At 68.5% G+C, this 23,297-nt stretch carries 18 protein-coding genes and 4 pseudogenes; 10 read left to right on the top strand and 12 right to left on the bottom strand.

The annotated features are described in order from the left end of the window. Nucleotides 1-61 precede the first annotated feature (61 nt). Genes LZ604_RS16215 through LZ604_RS16195 form a run of 5 tightly spaced genes read right to left on the bottom strand, consistent with a single transcriptional unit; the run spans nt 62 to nt 5,002 of the window. On the bottom strand, nt 62-1,387 hold the full coding sequence (locus LZ604_RS16215; RefSeq protein WP_234515811.1) for an LLM class flavin-dependent oxidoreductase: 1,326 nt from the start codon (nt 1,385-1,387) through the stop codon (nt 62-64). Beyond that, nucleotides 1,384-2,442, bottom strand: a complete 1,059-nt coding sequence (locus LZ604_RS16210; RefSeq protein WP_234515810.1) for an aliphatic sulfonate ABC transporter substrate-binding protein — start codon at nt 2,440-2,442, stop codon at nt 1,384-1,386. The genes LZ604_RS16215 and LZ604_RS16210 overlap by 4 nt, the downstream gene beginning before the upstream one ends. Nucleotides 2,443-2,487: 45 nt before the next feature. Then, nucleotides 2,488-3,219, bottom strand: a complete 732-nt coding sequence (locus LZ604_RS16205) for an ABC transporter ATP-binding protein (protein WP_234515809.1) — start codon at nt 3,217-3,219, stop codon at nt 2,488-2,490. After that, entirely contained in the window at nt 3,216-4,109 is an 894-nt protein-coding gene (locus LZ604_RS16200) for an ABC transporter permease (RefSeq protein ID WP_234515808.1), read from the bottom strand. The genes LZ604_RS16205 and LZ604_RS16200 overlap by 4 nt, the downstream gene beginning before the upstream one ends. Continuing rightward, nucleotides 4,106-5,002, bottom strand: a complete 897-nt coding sequence (locus LZ604_RS16195) for a TauD/TfdA dioxygenase family protein (RefSeq protein ID WP_234515807.1) — start codon at nt 5,000-5,002, stop codon at nt 4,106-4,108. Before LZ604_RS16195 ends, LZ604_RS16200 begins: the two co-directional genes overlap by 4 nt. 1,257 nt (nt 5,003-6,259) lie before the next feature. On the opposite strand from LZ604_RS16195, the pseudogene LZ604_RS16190 reads away from it, so the two are divergent. Then, a pseudogene (locus LZ604_RS16190) lies at nt 6,260-6,910 on the top strand (IS110 family transposase); the annotation flags it as partial. Between the two features lie 351 nt (nt 6,911-7,261). Here LZ604_RS16190 and LZ604_RS16185 read toward each other — a convergent pair. Further along, nucleotides 7,262-7,864: a helix-turn-helix domain-containing protein gene (locus LZ604_RS16185; protein WP_267971430.1), complete on the bottom strand. Its 603-nt coding sequence runs from the start codon at nt 7,862-7,864 to the stop codon at nt 7,262-7,264. Between the two features lie 50 nt (nt 7,865-7,914). Between LZ604_RS16185 and LZ604_RS16180 the strand changes: the two genes are divergently transcribed. Then, nucleotides 7,915-8,349, top strand: coding sequence for a GNAT family N-acetyltransferase (locus tag LZ604_RS16180; RefSeq protein ID WP_308283594.1), 435 nt, complete (start codon nt 7,915-7,917; stop codon nt 8,347-8,349). A gap of 175 nt (nt 8,350-8,524) precedes the next feature. Then, the gene (locus LZ604_RS16175) at nt 8,525-9,403 is read left to right on the top strand and encodes a transposase family protein (RefSeq protein WP_234515804.1); all 879 of its coding nucleotides are present in this window, start codon (nt 8,525-8,527) and stop codon (nt 9,401-9,403) included. A 64-nt stretch (nt 9,404-9,467) separates the two neighbouring features. On the opposite strand, the gene LZ604_RS16170 is transcribed toward LZ604_RS16175, so the two are convergent. The 3 genes and pseudogenes from LZ604_RS16170 to LZ604_RS16160 all read right to left on the bottom strand — a co-directional run. Further along, a complete protein-coding gene (locus LZ604_RS16170; RefSeq protein ID WP_308283593.1) occupies nt 9,468-10,361 on the bottom strand; it encodes a Gfo/Idh/MocA family protein in 894 nt (297 codons plus the stop codon). A gap of 30 nt (nt 10,362-10,391) precedes the next feature. Beyond that, nucleotides 10,392-11,591, bottom strand: a complete 1,200-nt coding sequence (locus LZ604_RS16165; RefSeq protein ID WP_234515802.1) for an ROK family transcriptional regulator — start codon at nt 11,589-11,591, stop codon at nt 10,392-10,394. An 18-nt stretch (nt 11,592-11,609) separates the two neighbouring features. Next, nucleotides 11,610-12,266: pseudogene (locus LZ604_RS16160) on the bottom strand (carbohydrate ABC transporter permease); the annotation flags it as partial. Between LZ604_RS16160 and LZ604_RS16155 the strand changes: the two are divergent. The 4 genes from LZ604_RS16155 to LZ604_RS16140 all read left to right on the top strand — a co-directional run bounded on the left by LZ604_RS16155 (nt 12,229) and on the right by LZ604_RS16140 (nt 17,461). Then, complete coding sequence (locus tag LZ604_RS16155) at nt 12,229-13,005, top strand: sugar phosphate isomerase/epimerase family protein (RefSeq protein WP_267971453.1); 777 nt, start codon at nt 12,229-12,231, stop codon at nt 13,003-13,005. The pseudogene LZ604_RS16160 and the gene LZ604_RS16155 overlap by 38 nt on opposite strands. Further along, nucleotides 13,002-14,357: an MGH1-like glycoside hydrolase domain-containing protein gene (locus LZ604_RS16150; RefSeq protein WP_234515800.1), complete on the top strand. Its 1,356-nt coding sequence runs from the start codon at nt 13,002-13,004 to the stop codon at nt 14,355-14,357. The genes LZ604_RS16155 and LZ604_RS16150 overlap by 4 nt, the downstream gene beginning before the upstream one ends. Then, entirely contained in the window at nt 14,354-16,282 is a 1,929-nt protein-coding gene (locus LZ604_RS16145; protein ID WP_234515799.1) for an amylo-alpha-1,6-glucosidase, read from the top strand. The genes LZ604_RS16150 and LZ604_RS16145 overlap by 4 nt, the downstream gene beginning before the upstream one ends. Before the next feature lie 174 nt (nt 16,283-16,456). After that, nucleotides 16,457-17,461 (top strand): aldo/keto reductase family protein, encoded by a 1,005-nt coding sequence (locus LZ604_RS16140; RefSeq protein WP_234515798.1) that lies wholly within the window; start codon nt 16,457-16,459, stop codon nt 17,459-17,461. Nucleotides 17,462-17,675: 214 nt separating this feature from the next. Here the strand turns inward: LZ604_RS16140 and LZ604_RS36695 are convergent. Continuing rightward, nucleotides 17,676-17,836 (bottom strand): annotated as a pseudogene (locus LZ604_RS36695) (site-specific integrase); the annotation flags it as partial. A gap of 737 nt (nt 17,837-18,573) precedes the next feature. Here LZ604_RS36695 and LZ604_RS16130 point away from each other — a divergent pair. Then, complete coding sequence (locus LZ604_RS16130; RefSeq protein WP_234515797.1) at nt 18,574-19,473, top strand: replication-relaxation family protein; 900 nt, start codon at nt 18,574-18,576, stop codon at nt 19,471-19,473. A gap of 482 nt (nt 19,474-19,955) precedes the next feature. Here LZ604_RS16130 and LZ604_RS16125 read toward each other — a convergent pair. Beyond that, a pseudogene (locus LZ604_RS16125) lies at nt 19,956-20,905 on the bottom strand (FAD-dependent oxidoreductase). A gap of 204 nt (nt 20,906-21,109) precedes the next feature. Between LZ604_RS16125 and LZ604_RS16120 the strand changes: the two are divergent. Continuing rightward, a complete protein-coding gene (locus LZ604_RS16120; RefSeq protein ID WP_234515796.1) occupies nt 21,110-21,967 on the top strand; it encodes a hypothetical protein in 858 nt (285 codons plus the stop codon). Here the strand turns inward: LZ604_RS16120 and LZ604_RS16115 are convergent. Next, a complete protein-coding gene (locus LZ604_RS16115; RefSeq protein ID WP_308283592.1) occupies nt 21,955-22,224 on the bottom strand; it encodes a hypothetical protein in 270 nt (89 codons plus the stop codon). The genes LZ604_RS16120 and LZ604_RS16115 overlap by 13 nt on opposite strands. A gap of 665 nt (nt 22,225-22,889) precedes the next feature. On the opposite strand from LZ604_RS16115, the gene LZ604_RS16110 reads away from it, so the two are divergent. After that, on the top strand, nt 22,890-23,222 hold the full coding sequence (locus LZ604_RS16110; protein ID WP_234515795.1) for a hypothetical protein: 333 nt from the start codon (nt 22,890-22,892) through the stop codon (nt 23,220-23,222). Nucleotides 23,223-23,297: the final 75 nt, after the last annotated feature.

Below are 23,297 nucleotides of genomic sequence, written 5' to 3'. Positions count from 1 at the left end.
TGGATGCGGCGGGAGTCGCGATCAGGTCAGCCAGGGGAAGCTGGTCGACCCGGAAAACCGGTCAGCCATGGAACTGGTTCGCGGGGACCGCAAGCCCGTAGTGCTCGCGCAGGGTCGTGCCCTCGTAGTCCTCGCGGAACAGCCCCTTGCCGCGCAGGATCGGCAGCACGTGCTCGACGAAGGCCGCCAGGCCGGACGGCAGGGCGGGGGCCATGATGTTGAACCCGTCTGCCGCGCCGCCCTCGAACCAGCTGATGATCGTGTCCGCGACCTGCTCGGGCGTGCCGACGAACTCGAAGTGGCCGCGTCCGCCCCCGAGCCGGGAAATGATCTGCCGGACCGTCAGCTTCTCGCGCACCGCGAGGTCGATGATCAGGTCGGAGCGGCTCTGCGAGCCTTCCAGCTTCGGCCTGGCGAGGATGAAGTCCGGCAGTGGCTCGTCGAGTTCGAAGACCGATGGCTCGGTCTCGAACACGGCGGCCAGCTGGCGCAGGCCGTACTCCGGGACGCGCAGCTCGTCGAACTGCCGCGCGAGCGCCCGGGCTTCCTCTTCGGTCGACCCGATGTACGGGACGATGCCCGGCAGGACGATCACGCCGTCCGGGTCGCGGCCCGCGGCTCTGGTCCGTGCCTTGATGTCGGCGTAGAAGGCGGCGGCGCGTTCGTACGTCGTGTGCGCCGTGAAGATCGCTTCGGCGTGGCGGGCCGCGAAGTCCTTGCCGTCTGCGGAGGAGCCGGCCTGGACGAGCAGCGGATAGCCCTGCGGTGGACGCTGGACGTTGAGCGGGCCGGCCACCTTGAAGTACCTGCCCTGGTGGCCGAGTCGGTGCAGGCGGGCGGGGTCGGCGTAGCGTCCGGTGGTCCTGTCCGCAATGACGGCCTCGGACTCCCAGCTGTCCCACAGCGCCTTGGCGACCGTCAGGAACTCGTCTGCGCGGGCGTAGCGTTCGGCATGGCCGGGGCGGTCGTCGAGGCCGAAGTTGGCGGCCTCGTCGGCCCCTGCCGAGGTGACGATGTTCCAGCCGGCGCGGCCGCCGCTGACGTGGTCGACGGACGCGAGCCTGCGGGCGAGGTTGTACGGCTCGTTGTACGTCGACGAGACGGTGGCGATGAGGCCGATCCTGCTGGTGACCTGGGACAGCGCGGTCAGCAGCGTCAGTGGCTCCAGCTGGCCCGGCGGCCGGAACTCGCCGGTGCCGATGAGGGCGGGGCCGTCCGCGAGGAACAGCGAGTCGAACTTGGCGCTCTCGGCGAGCTGCGCCAGCTCGATCCAGTGCCGCAGGTCGAAGTCGGCCCGGGGGTTGCTGTGCGGGAGCCGCCAGGCCGCCTCGTGGTGGCCCGCTTCCATGAGGAAGGCGTTGAGGTGGAGCTGCCGTCCGGCGCTCATGAGGTGACCTTCAGCTTGGAGCTGTCGTAACCGGCCGGCAGCAGGTTGTCGGTGATCGACTTGACGTCCACCTTCTTGGTGATCTGACTCGCCTCCAGGAAGGCGTCGGCGAGCTTCTGTTCCAGCTCGATGTCCGACTGCTCCACGGGGGTCACCCGGTTGGAGTAGGCGGCCAGAGACGCCTTGGCGTCGGCCAGCGGGATGCCCTGCTCCTTCGAGAGCGCCTGCGCGTACTTGTCGGGGTTCTTGACGGCCCAGGCGAATTCCCGCGACAGCCTCTTCAGGACGTCCGTGAGAGCGGCACGCTTGGTCCTGTCCTTCAGCGAGGTGTCACTGGCGACGTAGTAGCTGCTCGTCTGGTCGATCGGCGGGAGACCCTTCACCAGGATCCGCGCGCCGTTCTTGACCGCGATCGCGGACTGCGGGTTCCAGATCGACCAGGCGTCCACCTTGCCGGTGTTGAACGCCGTCGCGGCGGCCGCCGGGTCGAGGAAGACCAGCTTCACGTCCTTGGGGGTCAGGCCGACGCTCTTCAGCGCGTTCAGGACCAGTCCGTGGGCCGAACTGCCCTGCGGAACGGCGATTTTCTTGCCCTTCAGGTCGGCGGCCGTCTTCAGCGTCGAACCCTTGGGCACGATGATGTTCTCCACCGCCTGGTCCGGCGTGAGCGACCGGTTGACGGCGACGACCTTGAAGCCGTACTCCTTCGCGGCACCGGTGATCGGCGGTACGTCACCCACGCTGCCGAGGTCGATGTCGCCCGAGGCTGCGGCCTGCACGAGCGGGGGGCCATAGGTGAAGCGGGCGAACTTCACCTTGTAGGGCGCGTTGTCGAACACGCCGGTGATCTTCGCCAGTTCCTGGCTGCCGTCACCGCCGTTGTCGCCGATGGTGAAGGTGTACTTGCTCCACTCGGGGTGCTTGGCGTCGCTCGCGTCGACGGCATTGCTCAGCGGCGCAGCCGTGTCCGACGAGGACGATCCGCAGGCGACGAGGGTGCTCGCCAGGGCGAGCGAGCCGACGGCGCCGATGAGTCTGCTGGTTCTCTGTCGCATGGGTTGTCGTGCTTTCTGTGCTGGATGAGGGCTTTTCCGGGGAGGTCAGTGCTGGCCGGCGAGGCCGAGGTCTTCCAGGAGCCGGGCGCGGAGTTCCTCGCGTGCGACGCTCGCTTCGCGGTCACCGGCGGATAGGTGGACCTCGTGCGAGGTGCCGATGCGGCCGTTGCTCATGACGACGATGCGGTCCGCGAGGGCGATCGCCTCGTCGACGTCGTGGGTGACGAGCAGCATGGCGGCGTGGTGCCTGGTCCGCAGGGCGCGCACGAGGTCGTGCATGCGCAGCCGTGTGATGGCGTCGAGCGCCGCGAACGGCTCGTCGAGGAGCACGAGTTCGGGTTCGGAGACCAGGGCGCGGGCGAGCGACACCCGCTGGGCCTCACCGCCGGAGAGCTCCTTGGGCCATGCCTTCTCGCGGCCCGCGAGTCCGACCTCGGCGAGCACGTCACGGGCTCGCTGTTCCGCGTCGGGTCCGTGCAGGCCGAGCGTGACGTTGCGCAGGACACGCTGCCAGGGCAGCAGCCGGTCGGCCTGGAAGACGATCGCACGCCGCGCCGGGACCTCCACGCGCCCTCCGTCAGGCCGGTCAAGGCCGGCGAGCAGACGCAGCAGGGTGCTCTTGCCGCAGCCCGAGGGGCCGAGCAGGACCACCAACTCCTCGTCGCCGATGGTGAGGTCGAGCTGGTCGAGCACCACCCGGTCACCGAACCGACGGACCACCTGCTCGACGACAACCCCGGTCTGCCGACGCGGCTCGGTCGCAACTGTGCTGCTCATGATGCCTCATAACTGGGTCGCCACCGCAGCAGCACCCGCTCCAGAGCCCGGACGAACTGGTCGGCGAGCAGACCGAGGAGCGAGTAGATCACCAGCCCCACGAAGACCTGGTTGGTCTGGAGGTACGTCTGCCCTTGCGTGATGAGGAAGCCGAGTCCCTTGTCGGCGTTGATCGTTTCCGCGGCGACAAGGCCCAGGACGCTGTACGCGAGGGAGAACCGCAGGCCGACCAGGAACCCCGGCAGGGCTCCCGGCACCAGCACCCGCGTCACCAAGCGCCAGGTACCCGCGCCCGTCGTCCGCGCCATCTCGATCAGACGCTGGTCGACACCCCGGATCGCGGCGAACAAATTGAGATACATCGGCACACCGGCCCCGAAGGAGATCAGCAGCACCTTCGTGAGCTCGTCGATGCCGAACCACACGATCATCAGCGGCAGCACGGCAAGCAGCGGGATCGTGTTGAGCACCTGCACCACGCCGTTGAACAGGTACTCACCGCTGCGCAGCAGCCCGCCGAGCACGCCGGTGACGATGCCCACCGTCAGACCGATCGCGAGACCGATGCCGGCCCGCTGCAGCGAGACGGCCAGATCCGGCCCGAGGACGCCCTGCTGCCACAGATCGGCGGCGGACTTCACGATCGACGTCGGCGCCGGAGCGTACGTCTTCGAGACCACTCCGGTCCGGGCGAATACCTCCCAGGCGACGAGGATCACGACCGGGGTCGTGTAGACGCCCAGTGGCCATCGCAGGCGCTCGCGGAGTGTGCTGAGCGGCGTCCGGCGGCGGGCGTCGCGCGGCAGGAACACCTCGCGTTCCCGCGCGCTCGCCGTCTCGGCGGCCGGGCGCTCGGTGACCGCCGCCGCCTTGAGGCTGAGCTCGGTCATGCCGCCACCGCCAGCACGCTGCTGTAGTGCGAGGCCTCGCCGACGAGTTGCTCGCTGCGGCGCCCGTCGACGCCGGTCGGCACCTCTCCCGCGACCGTCACCCGGTTGAGGCGGCGCGGGTGATCGTCGTAGTTGTCCACCCCGTAGTGCTGGGTGATCCGGTTGTCGAAGATCAGCAGCTGGTTCGGGGACCACGTCCAGCGCAGGATGTTCTCCGGACGCGTCACGTACGACTGGAGGATGCGGAGCAGGTCGGCCGAGTCGGTGCTCGACAGGCCGACGATCCGCTTGGCGAATCCCCCGATGAACAGGCCGCGTTCGCCGGTCAGCGGGTGCACCCGCACGACCGGGTGCTCCGCCTCGTAGGGCGTCGACACGAAGGCCCGGTCGTACTCCTGCCGCTGTGCGGTCGTGGCCGCGGGGCGGGCGTAGTCGTACTGGTTGGTGTGCACGACGCGCAACGTGTCGGCGAGAGCGCGCAGCGATTCGGGCAGGTCGCGGTACGCCGCAGCCGCGTTGGCAATGAGCGTCTCGCCGCCGTACGGCGGGATCACGACGGACCGGAGCGTGGTGAGCTGCGGCGGGTTGACCACGAAGGTGACGTCCGTGTGCCACTCGTTGGCCTTGGACGTCTCACTGTCGACGGCGAGCACGTTCGTCGTGCCGTCGGCGGCCGGCACGTTCGGGTGGGCGGTCGTCAGCTCGCCGAACCACCCGGCCACCCGTTCCTGGCCGGCGTTGTCGAGCTGCACGTCGTCGAACACGATCGCTTTGTGCTCGTTGAGAGCCTCTCGGAGCGTGGTGACCGTCGAGAGGTCGGGCGGCGCCGTGAGGTCGACGCCCTCGACGACCGCGCCGATGCGGCCGGTGAGCTTACGGATGGACACAGGCATGAGGGGTCCCTCCCGGACAGACGGGCACACCTAGGGGTGCTGTGGATCGGAGAGCTGGGTGAAAGGGCTGGTACTGCGCAGGACTGATCGGTCGCACACCGAAGTCCAGGTCGACCGGAGAAGAGTGGTCGCAGGGCAGCCGCTGCAGCCGCGTTCTCAGCGACCGCGTCGGCGTGCGCGAACAGGCCGCTGCCTCATACGAGAAGGGCAGGCGGCGGAGAGCCCTCAGGAAGTGGATACGACGGTTCCGGGGGGAGGCATCGCAGCGCGGGCGGTTTCACACCGCCTCAGTTCGGCGCGCGGCGACTGCGACACCGACTGCTGCCGGGAACCGATCGCCCGGTCAGCGACAACAAAACGCGCTGGAGACGTGCGCCAGATCGATGTGGCGCCGCCGAGTCAGATCCACGCGCGGGTTCATGGAACGGGAGTTCAGCAGACACCCGCCGCGTCGGTCAATGCTTTCCCGGACAGGTCTTGCATCGCGGACACGGGGAAACTCTCCGCCTCTTCGGGACGCGTCCACGCGGCGGAAAACGCCGTGCACTCCCCCGGGTCGGCGCTGATCCAGGATGCACGCGCACGCCGCGCCACACCCCACGTGTGCCTGAGGACACTCGCGAGTGCCGGTCGAGGGAGGGGCGGCTGCGCCGCCCGAGCGCCGGGTTCCTCCCGGGTCACGTCGGCACGTCGCATGCTTCGGCACTCTTGGCGCCGCGAGGCCGGTTCGCCCAGCCGCTCGCACCATGTCCCGTTCTTCATACGAGAGGTCGGCCTGCGAGGCGTCGGCGATGGGCTCGCCGACGGCAGGTCAGATGCGGCGGCCCTGTGGGCATCGCGACAAGGTAGCCGCGGACCATCGCAGTGGGACTCGCCGGACGATACTTACGACTGCGTCACGTGCCGCTCCCCGACGAGCCACCCGAGGTGACCGAGCCCGTCGCTGCCGCCCTTCTGCACCTCCTTCACGCCTTGGTCGCCCATCCCGCCCAGGCGTGCCCCGAAGCCGGAAACGTAGCGGGGACGGACCCCGCTGGCTCTTCTCCTCCATTCAAGGTACGACAGACCGCCACATAACACCCGCAACGCTCCAAGCCATACACACTGGGGGCCTGACCGCACGTGATCCGTTTCGCCTTCGCCGGTCGGTGCTCCACCGAGGACCTTCAAGATCCCGAGGCCTTGTCCGGGCCGGAAGAGCTCTCCGTAACGTGGATGTGGCAGTTCGGTGCCCTGGCAAGGCCGGACGAAAGCGTGATGGAGGGGCCTGCACGCGACACCGGCGACATCGACGTCTACCTGGGCCTGGACGTCGGCAAGGGCGAACACCACGCCACCGCCGTCACACCGGCCGGGAAGAAGGCGTTCGACAAGCGGCTGCCCAACACCGAGCCCAAGCTCCGCGAGCTCTTCGGGAAACTCCAGGCCAAGCACGGAACGGTGCTGGTCGTGGTCGACCAGCCAGCCTCGATCGGCGCCTTACCGGTGGCGGTCGCGAGGGACATGGGCTGCCCGGTCGTCTACCTGCCCGGTCTCACGATGAGGCGGATCGCCGACCTCTACCCTGGTGAGGCGAAGACGGACGCGAAAGACGTGTTCATCATCGCCGACGCCGCCCGCGCGATGCCGCACACACTGCGGTCGATCGACGGCGAGGACGAGACGATCGCCGAGCTGGAGATGATCGTCGGGTTCGACGACGACCTGGCCGGCGAGGCCACCCGGGTCGCCAAGCGCCTCCACGGACTGCTCACGCAGATCCGCCCGTCCCCGAAACGAATCCTGGGGCCCCGGTTGCAGCACCCGGCCGTCCTCACGCTGCTGGAACGGTTCGGATCCCCGGCCCAGATCCGCAAAGGAGGAAGGCGTCGGCTGGTCGCCCTGCTGCGGCCGAAGGCACCGCGGATGACCTCTGCCCCGCAGGACCACGCCAAGATCAAGACAGACCTAACGGAGTCCTATAGTGCTGCGTTTCTCAAAGGAAGTACACATAGCGGCGGCGTAAACGCCTGGTGGGGGGTGCGGGTCTGCCCCAGATCCAAGGTCGGGCGCGGGCGTTGAGCTGGGCTGTGGCCACTTCGGTGGCGTGGGTGATGTGGTCGCAGTCGCCGAAGGAGCGTCCGGCCAGGGCGGTTTTGCGGAAGATGCGCCACCAGCCCTCTTGAAGGTTGAGCCAGCAGGCGCCGACCGGGATGAAGACGTGCCTGATGCGGTGTCCGTCCGGTGACCAGCCCGGTGCCGGCGGGAAGGTGCGGGGGATCACCGGGCCGAGCTCGTCGGCGCAGACGACCGTCGCGCCGCCGGGCGGGCTGGTGCAGAGCTCGACGATCCGCGTCCTTTTCCCTCGAAGTCCGCATCTCTCGAGCGTGTCCACGAGCGCGTGCGCCGCCAGCGCACGCCCTCGGCCAGCAGGATCCGGCGCACCTGGGAGCGGCTGATCTCGATGCCCCGGTCCCGGGCGGCGGCAGCCAGCGCGTCCAAGGTCCACTCCGAGGGCCCTGACTCGCCAGCGGCCCACATCTCGTTCGACGGCTGCACCTCCAGCCGCCCCGACGGGGTCTGCTTGACCATCGCAATGATCCGGGAGCGTTCGGCCTCGGTGATCCTTCGCTTGCGTCCCTGCCCGCCCAGATCCTCCAAGCCCTCAAGCCCCGAGCGGTTGAAGCGGTGCAGCCAGCGACGCACCGTCTTCGGACTGCACCTCACCTCGTCAGCGATCTGCGGGACCAGCCAGTCGTCCCAGCTCAGCTCGACCATCCGGCACCGCTCCACCAGAGCCTTCGGCGCTTTCCTGGCAGCCGCCAGGCGGTGAACCACCGCTTGCTCGCCCTCGTCACGTCCCGGCCGTGCCCTCAGCACCATGACCCAGCACCCGCCCCCGAGCACCCGCAACCACCCGGCTACCAGCAGCTATATCCATCGAAAACGGAATCGTCGGTGAGCGAGCCCGCTGGATCTTTGGCTACCGCGCCGACCAGCTCGCGAAGGACCCCTCTGCCGCGCCCTGGATCACGCGTGCCGCGGTGTCCGAGCCGGACGGGGTCGTCGTTGGCGACGCCGGTTTCCACGGGCCGCCGGATGAGGCCGGCATGGTCGAGGTTGGCTATACCGTCGTGCCCGGGTACCGCCGCCAGGGCTATGCCCGCGCCATGCTGAGGGCGTTGCTCGTCAGGGCCGCGGCCGACCCCGACGTCAGGACCGTGCGCGCCAGGATCGGATCCGACAACACCGCCTCCCTGGCGTGCATCGAGGGCTTCGGCTTCACGCGCATCGGCGAGCAGGGGGACGAGCGCGTCGGACTCACGATCACCTTCGAGGTCCCGGCAGACGCCATTCAGGCCGGGTAGCTTTACGGTCTCGGCGGACATGGTGATCGTCCCGGTCGGGCCGTGACATGAGAAGGGCCGCACGGGTTGGGTGAGTTGTGAAGCTGACCTGGGCCCGTACGGCCTGTTCCCATCCTGCCCTGTCCGGCGTCTCACGCGCACATTCCGGCGAGTTGTTCGCCGAACTGGCCACGGCATGGAGGCTGCGCGGCAGTCCGCGCTCCGCGAGGCCCGGGGCGGGGAGCGTCGGAGGGCGGAGGGTGCCGGCAGAAAGCCCAAGCTGGTCTTCCTCGATCGGCTGCTGGTCACCCTGGTCCATCTGCGCCATCAGTTGCCGCATGTGGTGCTCGCCGAGCTCTTCGAGGTGGATCGCTCCACCGTCTCCGCGGCCATCCGCCAGGTCCGCCCGCTGCTGGCAGCCCGTGGTTTCGCTGTGCCCGACCGGCCCGGCCTGCGGCTGAAGACGCTGGAGGACGTCTTCGCCTATGCCGAGGCGGAGGGGGTTGAGCTGCGGCTCGACGGGGCCGAGACCCAGGTCCGCCGACCGCAGGCCGACCGTCCTGGGCGCCGGGCGTTCGTCTCCGGCAAACGCAAGCAGAACACCATCAAGACCACCACGTTCAGCGACGGCCAGGGCCGCCTGCCGCGGTCCGGCTTGGTCCGCCCGGGCCGGATGCACGACCAGACCGCCGTGCGGACCGAGGGCATTGCCGAGCAGTTCCGCACCCGTCCCGGCGTGAAGGCGAAGGTCGATTCCGGCTACCTCGGGCTGGCCAAAGAGTTCCCCGGCCAGGTCAGCGCCCCACCGAAGAAGCCCAAGGACGAGGCGTGCGACGGTGACAAGCATGCCTGGCGCGAGACACGGCGACGGCAGTCCTCGGCAAGGATCTGTGTGGAGCACACCAACGCCGAACTCCGCCAATGGGCACCCCTGCGCCGTTTCACCGGACGCCGCGATACCTACGCCGAGACCCATCTCGCGATCGCCTCACTCGTCTCCGACCGATCCGCGCAGCGGGCCACCGGCCGCCGGACGGGCACCGAACTCGTCCTCGTCCGCGACACCGTCCGCTGATCACCCACCAGCCGAACCACCAGGCCGGCACGCCCGAAGCTCAATTTCCCCCCAGACCGTAACCTCACAGCTGCGTAGCCCCTTCGATGAGGGATTGCAAATAAAGGCCGCGCTGAGCGCCGAGTTCGGTCGGCGTGTGCGTGCGTACGGCCGTGGCGAATTCGCGGCGCAAGATGGGCCAGCCCTCCTCGTGGTCGATTGCGGCGGTGTCGTAGACCAGGGAGGGGTCCGGACCGAAGAGCTCGACGCGGGTGACGGCACGCGGCAGGTTGACGGAACCGGACAGGGACGCCTGGCTGACGGCGCCGTTGGCATGTTCGCACGTGAGCTCGATCCAGCGTCGGGGATCGCCCGTGCTGCGAATGGTGGCGATGGGGCCGATCGCGGTATCCAGGAGGTCGAGGAGGTGGGGTCCCAGGTCGAGGAGCGCGCCGTGCTCCAGACGCCAGCCGGTGGCGAAGTCGCCGCCGAGAAAGGCGCCGTGGAGATAGCAGGAGCGTGCACCGGCGATGTCGAGAGTGCGAGCGGTGTCGAGGAAGGCACGGGTGGTGGGATGGTAGCGCTTGGTGAGGACGAGCTGCGAGATCACGCCGGCTTCGGCGATGGCATCGGCCACGCGCTGAGCCGTGGGCAGGTCCGGGCCGAGAGGCTTCTCCAGCAGCAGTGCTTTCCCTCGCTTGGCCGCCAAGGGTGCTAGCTCGCCCTGGACGGCAGGCGGGACGGCGAAAGCCACGGCTTCGCAGTGATCGAGGAGTTCATCGAAGTCGGCGGCGACGTGGGCCGCGTAGGGGGCGGCCGTTTGCTGGGCGGCTTCTGTCCGGCGGGCCCAGACTGCAGCGAGCCGTGTCTCGGGTCCGGCGGCAAGTATGCGGGCGTGCATGGCGCGGGCCCAGGGGCCGGCGCCGACGAGGCCGACCTCGACCGGTCGGTGTGTCCAGGGGGCAGATTCTGTGGTCACGGTGTTCCTGTGGTGTGCGGCGCCTCGGCGTCAGAGTGCGAGGCGGTCGAGACGGGCGTCGGCGCGGTCGGGGGCATAGAGGGACTCCACCACCATGGAAGCGGCTCCGATGACACCGGCATGGTCGCCGAGCCGTGAGGTGACGACCTGGAGATTCGCGGTCGTACGGGGAATGGCGCGCTGGTAGAGCAGTTCACGCACTCCGGTCATGAACGGCACGCCGGAGAGGTCTCCGGCCAGCATCAGGACGCCCGGGTTGAGCAGGGTGACGATGGTCACCAGGACTTCGCCGGCGCGGCGCCCGGCCTCCCGGGCCAGACGGATGGCGTCTGGGTGGCCCTCGGCGAGCAGGCGTTTGACGTCGGACCCGGATGCGCTGTCCAGACCGAGAGCGGTCAGTTCCCGTGCGAGGGCTCGGCCGCTGGCGACGGCGGCCAGGCAGCCGTGGAACCCGCACATGCAGAGGACGTCGGGCTGGTCGTGCAGGCGGATGTGGCCGATGTCGCCGGCACCGCCGTCGATGCCGCGGTAGACGTTGCCGTCGACGACGACGCCTGCGCCGATGCCGGTGGAGACCTTGACGAGGACGAAGGCTGAGCAGTCGCGGTGGTTGGCCTGCTGCTCGGCCAGTGCCATGAGGTTGGCGTCGTTGTCGACGAACACGGGGACGGGGCCCTCCCCCATGCTCGGGCCCACGTGATGGGCGTAGGCCTTCTGCAGGCGTTCCCGAACGGGGTAGCGGTCCCAGCCGGGCATGATGGGGGGCTGGATAACCTGTCCCGTCTCCCAGTCGACGGGACCGGGCACCGACAGTCCGATGCCGCAGACATGGGTGGCTTCCACACCGGCGGCGGCGATCAGCTCGGGAAACCAGCAGGCCAACTGGTTGAGCACGTCGTCCGGGCCGTCGCTGATGTTCAGGGGGGCGGTGTGCTCGGCGAGAATGGTGCCAGCCAGATCCAGTACGGCTGCGCGGGCGTGCCTGGTCTCGAGGTCGACAGCGATCACCGAGGCGTGCGTCGGGTCGAAGACGATCCTGTGGGACGGGCGGCCGCCGGTGGAGGCGCCGGCGGTGTGTCGAAGCCAGCCAGCGCGGTTGAGGAGGTCCAGCCGCTGTCCGATGGTGGAGCGAGACAACCCGGTGACGCGTTGCAGGTCGGCGCGAGTGTTGGCGCGGCCGCTGCGGATCAGCTCCAACAGCCCACCCGCGCTGACCTGACTCGGCGCCATCGTGACATCCCCCATCGTTCAGCTCTTGTCGGCGCCGCTGGTCAGGCCCTCTGTCAGCATGCGCTCGGCGGCGAAGAACAGAAGTATCACGGGAATCGTGAGCACCACCGAACCGGCCATGAGGATGGTCTTGGGCACCTCGACGCCGTTGGAGAGCTGGGCCAGGCCCAGGGACACGGTCCACTTTGCGGGGTCGGCGGCCAGGAAGAGCAGGGCGAAGAGGAACTCATTCCAGGCGATCATGAAGACGTACAGGCCGGTCGCCATGAGGGAGGGCAGGGCGAGGGGCAGGATCACCTTGCGGACGGTCTGCAGCCGGGTGGCTCCGTCGATCGCTGCCGCTTCCTCGATGGATTGGGGGATGGTGATGAGGTAGTTCTTCAGCATGTAGATCGCCACCGGCACGGTCTGGGCAACGTAGACGATGGCGAGCCCGACCAGGCTGGAGGACAGCCCCATCTTGGCGAAGATGACGAACAGCGGAACGGCCAACAAGCTCGCCGGGAACAGGTAGACGGCCAGGAAGAGCGCGCTGACCTGGCGGTGGCCGAAGAACTTCAGCCGGCTGACGGCGTAGGCACCGGGCACGGCGGCCAGCAGGGTGAGGACGACCGTGCCCAGCGACACGAGGGCGGAGTTGAGCAGGAACCTCAGGAAGCCCTGGCCGCCGTCGTCGATCGCCCAGCGGGCCGGCTACGACGCCATCGAGTTGCGCGGCAAGGGCGACCTGCACTTCGCTGCCCGCCTCGACGAGTTGAAGCAGGCCGGCAAGGACGGTGTGGTCATGCCCACAGTCTGCGTCGACATGCTGCACTTCTTCGGCGCCTTCGACGCGGACCTGCGCCGCGACGCCATCGACCAGATGAAGTCACAGCTCACCGTCATCGCCGAGATCGGCGGCCTGGGCGCCCAGACCCCGGCCTCCTACGGCATGTTCTCGCGCCGTCTTCCGCCCTTCGAACCGCCACGCACCGAGGAGGAGGACCGCGAGGTTCTGCTTGCCGGCCTGTCGGAACTGGGCGAGCACGCACGCAAAGAGGGCGTCACTCTCTTCCTGGAGCCGCTCAACCGGTATGAGGACCACATGGTCAACCGGCTCGAGCAAGCCGCCGAGCTCATCCGCCAAATCGGACTCGACTCGATCAGGATCGGCATCGACAGCTACCACATGAACATCGAGGAGAGCGACCCAGCCGCCGCGATCCTCGCTCACGCCGACGTCATCGGCCACGCCCAGGTCTCCGACTCAAACCGCTTCCAGCCCGGGGCCGGACACCTCGACTGGCCTGCCTGGCTCGGCGCCCTGCACACGATCGGTTACGACGGATACCTTGCCGCGGAGTGCCGGCTTACCGGCGATCCCATCGAGGCCGTCCGCTCGATCCCCGCCTTCCTGCAGAGGTCCGGCGCGTGAGCTCCCTCCTGGACTGGCCCGCGCCCACCGCGACCGCAGCCCTGACACTGCGGCGCGGTGCGGCGCGGGTCCTCATCGACAACCGGGCCGGCATCTCCACCGTTCCCTCCCGTACCCTCTACCCCCATCAATGGAGCTGGGACTCCGCCTTCATCGCCATCGGGCTGCGCCACCTCTCCGTGCGCCGGGCTCAGCAGGAACTCGAGTCCCTGCTGGCGGGACAGTGGGCCGACGGACGCATACCGCACATCGTGTTCAACCCCGCCGTTCCGCACGACGCCTACTTCCCCAGCCCCGACTTCTGGCAGTCTTCCCGCGCCGGCCGGGCCGCGGGCGCGCCCACGGCCCCCGAGACCTCGGGCATCGTCCAACCACCCGTGCACGCCCTGGCCGCCTGGCTCGTGCATCAGGCGGACCCCCGGGAATCCCGGCGCCGCGGCTTCCTCGCCCGTGCCTACCCCCGGCTCGCCGCCTGGCACGACTACCTCCTCACCCGCCGCGACCTCGGCGGCGGGGGACTGGCAGCCGTCGTCCACCCCTGGGAACCGGGCATGGACAACAGCCCCTGCTGGGACCAGGCCCTGCAACGCATCGAGCCCGCCGCGCCCGCGGCCTTCCAGCGCGCCGACCTGAACCACGGCCACCCCTCCGACCGACCCACCGACCTGGACTACGGCCGATATGTCCGGCTCGCGACGGACTACCGCGAGGCCGACTACGACGACCGTGCACTGCGGCACGGCTTCGCCATGGAAGACCCATGCTTCAACGCCCTGCTCATCGTCAGCGAGCGGGCCCTGGCCGCCATGGCGCACAACCTGGGTCTGGACGACACCCCTCACATCAGGCGCGCCGACGAACTGACCCAGCAGCTGGTGGCCCGGCTGTGGGACGACGACGCCGGCCTCTTCCGCGTCCTCGACCTGAACACCCACTCCCTGGTCGCCGAGCGCAGCGTCACCGGACTCATCCCCCTCGTCGTGCCGGGCCTGCCACACGGCATCGTGCAGCGCCTGCAGGAATCCCTCGGCGGTCCGCACTTCAAGGCAGCGTCCACCGGGCTGGTTCCCAGCTACGACCTGACCGGTCATGCCTTCGACTCCCAGCGCTACTGGCGCGGCCCCGCTTGGTTCAACACGGCCTGGCTGATCTATCGGGGACTGCGCACCCACCGTCTCAAGACGGACGCCGAACGCCTGAGGCAGGGGTTTCTCGCGGAGGCGGAGCGGTCCCAGTTCGCCGAATACGTCGACCCCGCGACCGGCGCCGGCCGAGGTGCCCGGCACTTCTCCTGGACCGCTGCCCTCGCGCTCGACCTGCTGTGCGCCGACCTGAAGGAACCCATGCCATGACCGCGTCCGACAACCGCGTCCAACTCGTGCGCGACGCCACCTTCGTCCGCCTCGACACCGCCGGAGGCATCAGCGGCAACCGCGGCACCAACCCCGACGGACTGTTCCTGAGAGATGCACGTCACCTCAGCCGCTGGCAGCTCACCGTCGACGGCACCAGCCCCATCGCCCTGGTGCCCGCCGAAGCGGCGACGGACGACGCGGCGACGTGTGTCCTCACGCCCCAGGGCACGCGGGACAACCCTCCCGCCTACACTGTCTTCCGTCGGCAGACCGTCAGCGCAGGGACGCTCACCGACCATCTGCGCTTGGTGAGCAACCTTCCCGAACCGGTTACCGCGCGCGTCGACCTCACCGTCGACGTGGACTTCGCCGACCTGTTCGAACTGCGTGCCGACGACCGCCACTACCCCAAACCCGGCAGCCGGTACACAGCCCACACCACGCCTGACGGCCTGCACTTCGACTACGACCGAGCAGATTGGCACGCCCGGACCACCCTCACCTGCCATCCGGCCCCGGACACCGTTGCCACGGCGCAGGGTGCAGAGGAGTCCACCGCGCGGACCCTCAGTTGGCATCTTCGGCTCGACAGCCACGGCGAGGCTGAACTGCACCTGACCCTCCGTGCTCACCCGCACGGCCTGACGCTCGACCCGCCTCCCGTGCCGCACACCCATCGGCAGACGTCGACGGGGACGGACGACCTGAACCGCGCCTGCGAACGGGGCCTCGCCGACATCGACCTGCTGACCATCCCGGTCACCGGAGTCGACGGTGACGAAGTGCACGTCCCCGCCGCCGGCATCCCGTGGTTCCTCACCCTGTTCGGTCGAGACTCCCTGCTCACCTCCTACTTCCTCCTGCCCTACCGACCAGACACGGCCGCCGCCACACTGAGCGCCCTCGCCGCCACCCAGGGACAGCGCTACGACTCCTTCAGCGGCGAACAGCCCGGACGCATCGTCCACGAGACCCGCCACGGCGAACTCGCCCACTTCCGACAGGTCCCTTACGGCCGGTACTACGGTGCCGTCGACGCCACACCGCTCTTCCTGGTCCTGCTCCACGCCCACTACGAGACGACCAACGATCGCTCCCTCGCCCAGCGCCTGGAGCGGCACGCCCGCAAGGCCGTGGACTGGATGCTGACCGACGGCGGCCTGGAAAAACACGGCTACCTCGTCTACACCCCGGACCCGGGCGGGCTGGCCAACCAAAACTGGAAGGACTCCGCAGGGGCCATCTGCTTCACCGACGGCACACAGGCAAAAGGCCCCATTGCAGTCTCGGAAGCCCAGGGCTACGCCTACGACGCACTCCAGCGCACAGCAGAACTCGCCCACAAGATCTGGCAGGACGAGCCATACGCGCACCGACTGCGTAACGCCGCTGCACGACTGCGCAGCCGCTTCACAACGGACTTCTGGATGCCGCAGGCCGATTTTCCGGCCCTCGCTCTGGACGGCGACGGACACCAGGTCGACGCCCTGGCCTCGGACGCCGGCCACCTGCTGTGGTCCGGAATCCTCGACGCGGAGCACGCCCGCCGGGTCGGCCAACGCCTGCTGGACCCGGACTTCTTCTCCGGCTGGGCGATCCGCACCCTGTCCGCCGGACAGAAGCCGTACCACCCTCTCTCCTACCACCGCGGCAGTGCCTGGCCCCATGACAACGCCATCATCGCCCTGGGCTTCGCCCGCTACAAGCTCGCCCACGAGGTCGACACCGTCACTAATGGCCTCATCGCGGCAGCGGCCCACCACGGCTTCCGCCTGCCCGAGGTAATCGCCGGCTACGACCGCTCCGCCACCACAGGACCCACTCCCTACCCGCATTCCTGTTCACCCCAAGCGTGGGCAGCCGCAGCACCACTGGCCCTGCGCACGGCGCGACATCAGGTACGCAACGAACCACACACCTGAGCACCGACCTCCAAGCTGTGGGAGCCACCGCGCTCGCAGAGCCAGGCAGACCTTCAGCAGTAGCAGGCACGTGCTGTTACTGAAGGGCCTGAAGTGATCGGATAAACGCCTGCCAAGTGCTCCTGATCAAGCCCCTACCGACGGCCCCGCACGTACCACCAAAGGATTGCTTTCATGGAGTACCGTCATCTCGGCCGCAGCGGCCTGGTCATCAGCGAGATCGCCTACGGGAACTGGCTCACCCACGGCTCGCAGGTGGAGGCGGAGGCGGCCACCACATGCGTGCACGCGGCGCTGGACATGGGCATCACCACCTTCGACACAGCCGACGCCTATGCGGCAACGCGTGCCGAGTCGGTCCTGGGCGACGCGCTGAAGGGTGAGCGCCGCGAGGGACTGGAGATCTTCACCAAGGTCTACTGGCCGACCGGACCGGGGCGCAACGACCGGGGCCTATCACGCAAGCACCTCATGCTGTCGATCGAAGGATCGCTGCGACGCCTGCGGACCGACTACGTAGACCTGTACCAGGCGCACCGGTACGACGTGGCTACGCCGCTGGAGGAGACGATGGAGGCGTTCGCCGACATCGTCCACTCCGGCAAGGCCCACTACATCGGCGTCTCCGAGTGGCCCGCGGAGCAGATCCGGCGCGCTCACCCGCTGGCGCGGGAACTGCGTATCCCTCTGGTGTCCAATCAGCCACAGTACAACGCCCTGTGGCGGGTTATCGAGGGAGAGGTCGTGCCCACCTGTGAGGAACTGGGCATGGGCCAGCTGGTCTATTCGCCGATCGCACAGGGTGTGCTGACGGGCAAGTACGAGCCCGGTCGCCGGCCTCCGCAGGGCTCGCGGGCCACCGATGACAAGGGTGGGGCCGACATGATCGCGCGGTGGATGCGCGACGAGGTGCTGGAGGCCGTTCAGCGGCTCAAGCCGCTGGCCGCCGAGGCCGGGCTGTCCCTTGCACAACTGGCCGTAGCGTGGGTGCTGCAGAACTCCAACGTCTCGGCCGCCATCATCGGTGCCTCGCGTCCGGAGCAGGTTGTGGAAAACGCCAAGGCTTCCGGTGTCGTACTGAAGTCCGACCTCATGGCCCGCATTGAAGAGGTTCTGGGAGCGGTTGCCGTCACCGACCCGAGGCGAGTCCACGACAACGTGCCGGAAAGCCGCCCCTGAGCCGACCACACTCTGCCAGCGATAGTGCGGCCGCTCCACCCAGGCACCGATCCAGAGCATCGCTGCCGGTCACGCATGTGACACGGCCATCTGCCTTGAAATGTCGTCACAAACGTTCGTAATCACGGTGGCCGCAACTCTGTCCGCAGGCAACTCAACAACCATCTGACCAGCGCCTCACCGCTTCGACGCGACCGCAGCTGACCTCATCCGACAGTGCGGCGCGCGAGCCTCTGTGGCCCATGCGCGTCATCAGCTCTCGGGTGCTGGCCCCGGTCGTGGAGGCGAGCGTGTTGCGCGTGTGCCGCAGGTCGTGAAAGTGCAGGCCGTAACGCCCGCAGCCTTTCGAGCGGTGACCCAGTCGTCCCACAAGTTGACATCAACAGGCAAGGCGTCCAAGACCACCACGACAAGCCCGCAAACAAGCACATGCCCGATGGGACGGGTACCCACAGGGCACAGCGGAGAATGGCAGAGACTCGCCACCGAAAACCCAGTCAGCCGCTACCTCCGGTGTGGTTGCCCTGGCTCTATCCGGGCGCCTCCAGCTGCGAGGCGTCGAACTCCCATGTGCCTAGACCCGCGTTCTCAGAGCCCAGCCGACCGGAGTCGACGTCCCATCGAAGGTATCCGTCGTGCCCGTGTTGTGGGCCGTGTAACCAGGCGCGGTGCAGCTGCGCCCCGCCCGCCAGTCCGCCCTTGTGCCGGCCTGCTCGGCGTTGAGCGCGGAGGCCCCGGCCGACGCGCAACAAGAGCTCCAGGCCGCCCCCGATCCCCCGCCGCGCCGATCGCCGGCCCCCAGCCCGTCCCAACCCTTCTCTTTCTGTTTTGGGGTCGGCTGTGAGAGGCGCATAGGGGGATGTCGTGCTCCGCGCCAGGGCCGACAAGGCATGGTGACCTGCGGCTACGCCGTCCAGGGTGTGGCAGGGCACGGTCAGTTGTCGGAGGAGATGTCGGCGGGGATGCCGGCACGGTCGGGGGCGGTGTTGTCGCCCCGTGACCGTGGTCGGGCCTTCGTGGTCGGTGGTCCGGTCGGGGTCGCCTGCTGCTGTAGCCGGTATACGCGGCGCCGGGCGGGACGGCGCCGCCCGTAAGAGAGGGGCGGGCCGACGATGACCGACGTGGACGCGGGGGGTGGGGACCGGCTGGCGCTGGCGGTGCTGACGCAGTACCGGATGGCCACCACCGAACAGATGCACCGGGTGATCGCCCCCGAGGTGCGCATCGAGCAGACCCGGCGGCGGCTGGCCAAAATGCGCGATGAGGGACTCATCGACCGCATCACCCTGCCCCAGGCCGGACGGCTGCGCGTGTGGTTTCCCACCTCCTACGGCGTGCAGATCGCCTCGGAGTGGCCGGAGTTGCGCGGGCGGCGGCCACCGAAGACGGTGTCCGATCCCACTGCCGCGCGACTGCGGGTCGGACACACTCTGACGGTGACCGAGACCGCGCTCCTCTTCCTCGAAGACGCGCGCCGCCTCGGCGAGTTGTGCCGGCCGCTGGACTGGCTGCCCGAGGTCTACCACCCCGTCGGGGGTGGTGAGGCCGTCATCCCCGACGCGCTGATGTACTACCGGCGCGGACCCGCGGACGGCGAGGGGTCGATGCTGCGGGCGTTCGTCGAGGTCGACCGGGCCACCATGGGCCCAGAACGCCTGGCCGCAAAGCTCACCGCCTACGCCCGCCTCTACCACTACGTGCCCGCCGCCCCGGGTCGCCACCGGCCGACCATCGGGCAGGAACCGGTGCAGGAGGAATGGCGAAGGCGCTACCCGCTCTTCCCCCGCGTCTTGTTCGTCCTTGACGGCATCGGCCCCGCCGGCATCACCATCCGCATCCGCGCCCTGCACGCGGCCGCCGTCGACCCGGCAGTGGCCGGCTTCCTGCACGCTGTCCCCGTGGTGGCCGCATCCCTTGTCGACCTGCGCAGCAACGGCCCGTCCGAGCCAGTGTGGCGCCCCATACGGGACCCCGACCGCACAGTGGTCTGGAGCCAGACCCAGGACGTGTAGACCGGCCTGCGCAGCCGATGCGCAGCGCCCACCGTCTCCGTGCGACGGCTGCGCAGAGATTTCCGACCACAGGCCCGACCACACCCCCGACCGTGGACCCAACCACAACTCCGACCGCAGCCTTGCGCAAGGAACTGCGCACTGAGCGCGCAGCAGTTGCGCAGTCTGTGCACCCGGGCGAATCGGAGCCTGCGCAGCCGTGCTCCTACCTGCCGTGGTCGGCCCGACCAGGTCTGCCCCGACCAAAGGGCCCACCACGCCTCTGCGCACCCGGCGTCCCGACGGGCACGTGGTGATTGCGCATCCTTGGGCGGGCGATGCGCACCTGGCTTCGCAACCGACCGGGGCCGCTTGCGCAGTTGGACCTACCGACGGTGCCTGTGTACCACCACGTTGCTGGGACAGAACGTAGTGCCCCACCTTCCATTGGGTGGTGCGGCCTGCGCGCGGCCCGCAACCACCCGCTCAGGAGTCTCAGGTCATTAGGCTGAAAGCAGGTCCCGAGTTTCCTCGGCGCATCCCCACGACAGCGTGACGCCGGCGCCACCGTGCCCGTAGTTGTGCACGACCAGAGTGCCGTCCTCCCACAGGTCCTCCTCGACACGGACCGTGGCACGGGTCGGTCGAGCGCCGATCCGGTGTTCCAGCAGGCGAGCCTGGGCCAGACGGGGTTCGACCTCTGCCCAGCGGACGAGGATATCGGCCGCCGCCTTGTCGTCGGGGGCCAGGTTGCCCTCACCGTCGATCGCTGTGCCGCCCAGCACGACGGTGTCGCCGTGAGGATAGAAGCACAGCAGGTCCGGCGAAAGGCCGGTCTCCTCGGAGAAGAACTCGGTCAGCCCCGGATTGGTGACGACGACGTGCTGGCCGCGGACGGGCCGAAGTTCAGGATCCGGCACCAGGTCGCGTGCACCGAGGACAGAACAGTTGACGATCAACGAAGCCGGACCGGCATCCGCGAGCGAGGCCAGCCGACGCCGCTCGATCGCTCCCCCGGCATCGCGTAGCCGGCACAGAGGTAATCCAGATAGGTGGGCATGTCGATCAGCGGCACAGTAAATCGGTAGCCCGCCGCGAACCCGGCCGGGAGTTCGGCGGGCTCGCACAGCCGGAAACCCGGCAAAGTCGTGGCCCAGCCCGGCGCGCCCTCGGCCGTGCGGGACGCTTCGATCCCGCTGGTGAGCCGGACGCCCGTCGCCGGCTCCTCCGCCGGCTCCCGAAAGACCTCCAGCGACCGTTGTCCCCACTGCTCGACCTTTTCCATCGGCTCGACCAAGTACGGCCCCCACATCGCCCCGGCCGCCAGCGACGTGGCACCGGGCACCTGCTCGGCCATCACGCACACCGAAGCCCCAGCCTCGGCGAGAACGACGCCCGTGGTGAGCCCAGCCACCCCAGCCCCGACAACGACAACGCGCTCCCCTGCGGCCACGAACCTCACCCTATTCCCGGGTGAGTCGAGAGCGCGGGATGGGTTACGCCAAGCCCTGATCGACTGTGTCCGAGCTTGACAACGAGCCGCCGGTTTCCGCGAATCCCACCATGCAGTCGGTTCGGTTGGCATGTCCCGCTCCACTGTCCGAAGCGGCCCAGGAACTCGTCCTCTCGACGCGATCGCGCTGCTACGGTCTCGCGTATGACACTCTCGGTCTCCACGGCTCGGGCTGTTGATCTACGAATGCAGCCGGTCGATGAGGCACTCGACCGCGTTGCTCGGTCTCTTCAGGTGCGTTTCCTCCAGGAAACGGTGGTGCGCAAGCGCCGGTCGGTAGGAGCCCGAACAAGCCGCGATACCTGGGTCCGCATCGAGCGTCGCAGGCTCAGCAAGATCACCGACCAGGGATGGAACGGTACCGAGTCCGCCGCTCGTCTGAAGGCCGTCATCCAGCCCGCATGGCACGGATGCATGGTCTGGCGGGACACAGACGAGCCAGTGATGTGGCGGGCCGATGAGACGGACCTCCTGCCCGGAACTCCGGTCGGGAATTCCATCTTGAGTGAAGCACCAGAACTTCCCGACGAGTGGTGGAAACGGTTGAACGCCTCGCTGGACGCGCTGGCGGCTCACACGACCAAGCGGGTCGCCACCCCCGACACCGAGACCATCACCCAGGCGTCGGTCACCGAGGCCATCCGAGCCCTCTTTCCCGGCGATTTCGATACAACCGTCCAGCGCTGGGTGCCCGCCCACGCCGACCTGAACTGGGCCAACGTCACGGCCCCGGTGTTCAGTCTCTTCGACTGGGAGGACTGGGGGAACGCCCCGCGGGGACTGGACTCGGCCTCACTGTGGGGGAGCTCGCTTGCCGTCCCGTCTCTGGCCGATCGTGTACGGCAGGAGCGTCGGCGGGACTTCGAGAGCCGGGACGGCAAGCTGATGACGCTGTTCGTCTGCTCGAAGATCCTCGGGCCGTACGCCCACCCTCAGGATCCTCGGTTGGAGCCTGCACAGCGCATGGCCGAGCAGGTCATCGAGGAGCTTCAGGCGGACTGATTACGTGAGCGGTCGCGGAGGAGCTTCCGGTACTCCTGGACGGTCCGCTCCTCCACCTGGCCTGCCAGGGCTCCGACGAGTTCCCCCAGGCGGGTCGGCTCGTCGGTGCCCACGGCGATGGAGCCGACCCGCCGGAGGCGGTAGGCGGCTCGGAACGCTGCCTGGACGCGGGAGAGCCGACCGCTGTCCTGGAGGAAACGGCGTGGGTCCAACCTGTCCCACACCGAGGCACTGGTGCTGCCCCCAAAGGGGCTCATCCCCCAGACCTCGCCACAACCCAGATTCCTGCGCTGACCAGCTATTCGTGGATCTTTGCTGTCTGCCCCCGGCGAACTGAGACGCATGGGGCGAGTGTGGGATCTCAGATTGCGTGGCCAAATCTCATAGCTCATGGCCACTCAGCAGCCGGTGGGCCACGGATCTGAGACTGACCGGCCCACCCTTCTGCCTGATCCTCGGAATGAAACGATGCTGGGATGGATCAGGGGGTAGCTGCCGTACTCGCGGCGCTGATCGCGGTGGCAGGTGTGGCGCTTGGCCTGTTTGGAGCCCGCTGGCAGGCACGCAGTATGCAAGAGCAGGCCAACGCAGCCATCGAAGCAGTCAGGGCACAAGGCCGAGACCAGAACGCACAGTGGCGTCGGACCGTAAGGCGCGACGTCTGGGTCGAATATCTAGGCGCCGTGGATGAGTTCAGACTTTCTGCCGGAGTTGTGGCAGAGCATCTCGCCGATGAGGATCTGCCGGAGGCCGAGTTGGCCCTCGAAGAGACTCGTTCTCGCTCCGCGCGACAGACGCTTATCGCAAGATCGAACTCGAAGGGCCGGAACAAATCGCCTCAAAGGGCTACGCCCTACAGGACTCCATAGTCAACACGATCTTCGAGCTGGAACAGGCACTCACTGCCGCGCGATCAATGAGAGTGCTCCGAGAAGCCGGGGAGCGTGAGCAGCGGGAAGTTTCCTCTGACCAGGATCGGCCGATCACGGCGATTCTCAGTTCCCTACGCGAGCTGCAGGCAATTGACTCCAACGATCCCGGCCGCACGGAGTACGGCCAGCAGATCGGCCTCCAGATCATTACCTTGGGCCTCCTGTCTGCCTCTGATGCCGGAGCCCTCCTCTTCACCTACAGTCAGCAGCTGTCGCTGAGCGAGGCTCTGGATCGCCTCCCGCACGGGCGGTGGCTCCGGTTCCATGAAGTGCGCACAGACTTCGTTCAAGCGGCCCGCTCTCATCTCGACGAGAGCACTTGAGCCTGCCCAGGCACGAGGAGATCGTCATCGCTCAGGCCGGGCGCCGGTCCGCGGATTCGGACACGTCCGTGAGAC

This window comes from Streptomyces glomeratus (genome assembly GCF_021462825.1).
GTDB lineage: Bacteria > Actinomycetota > Actinomycetes > Streptomycetales > Streptomycetaceae > Streptomyces > Streptomyces glomeratus.
Note: the sequence above shows the minus strand (reverse complement) of the source record. Positions and strands in the feature narration are given on the sequence as shown.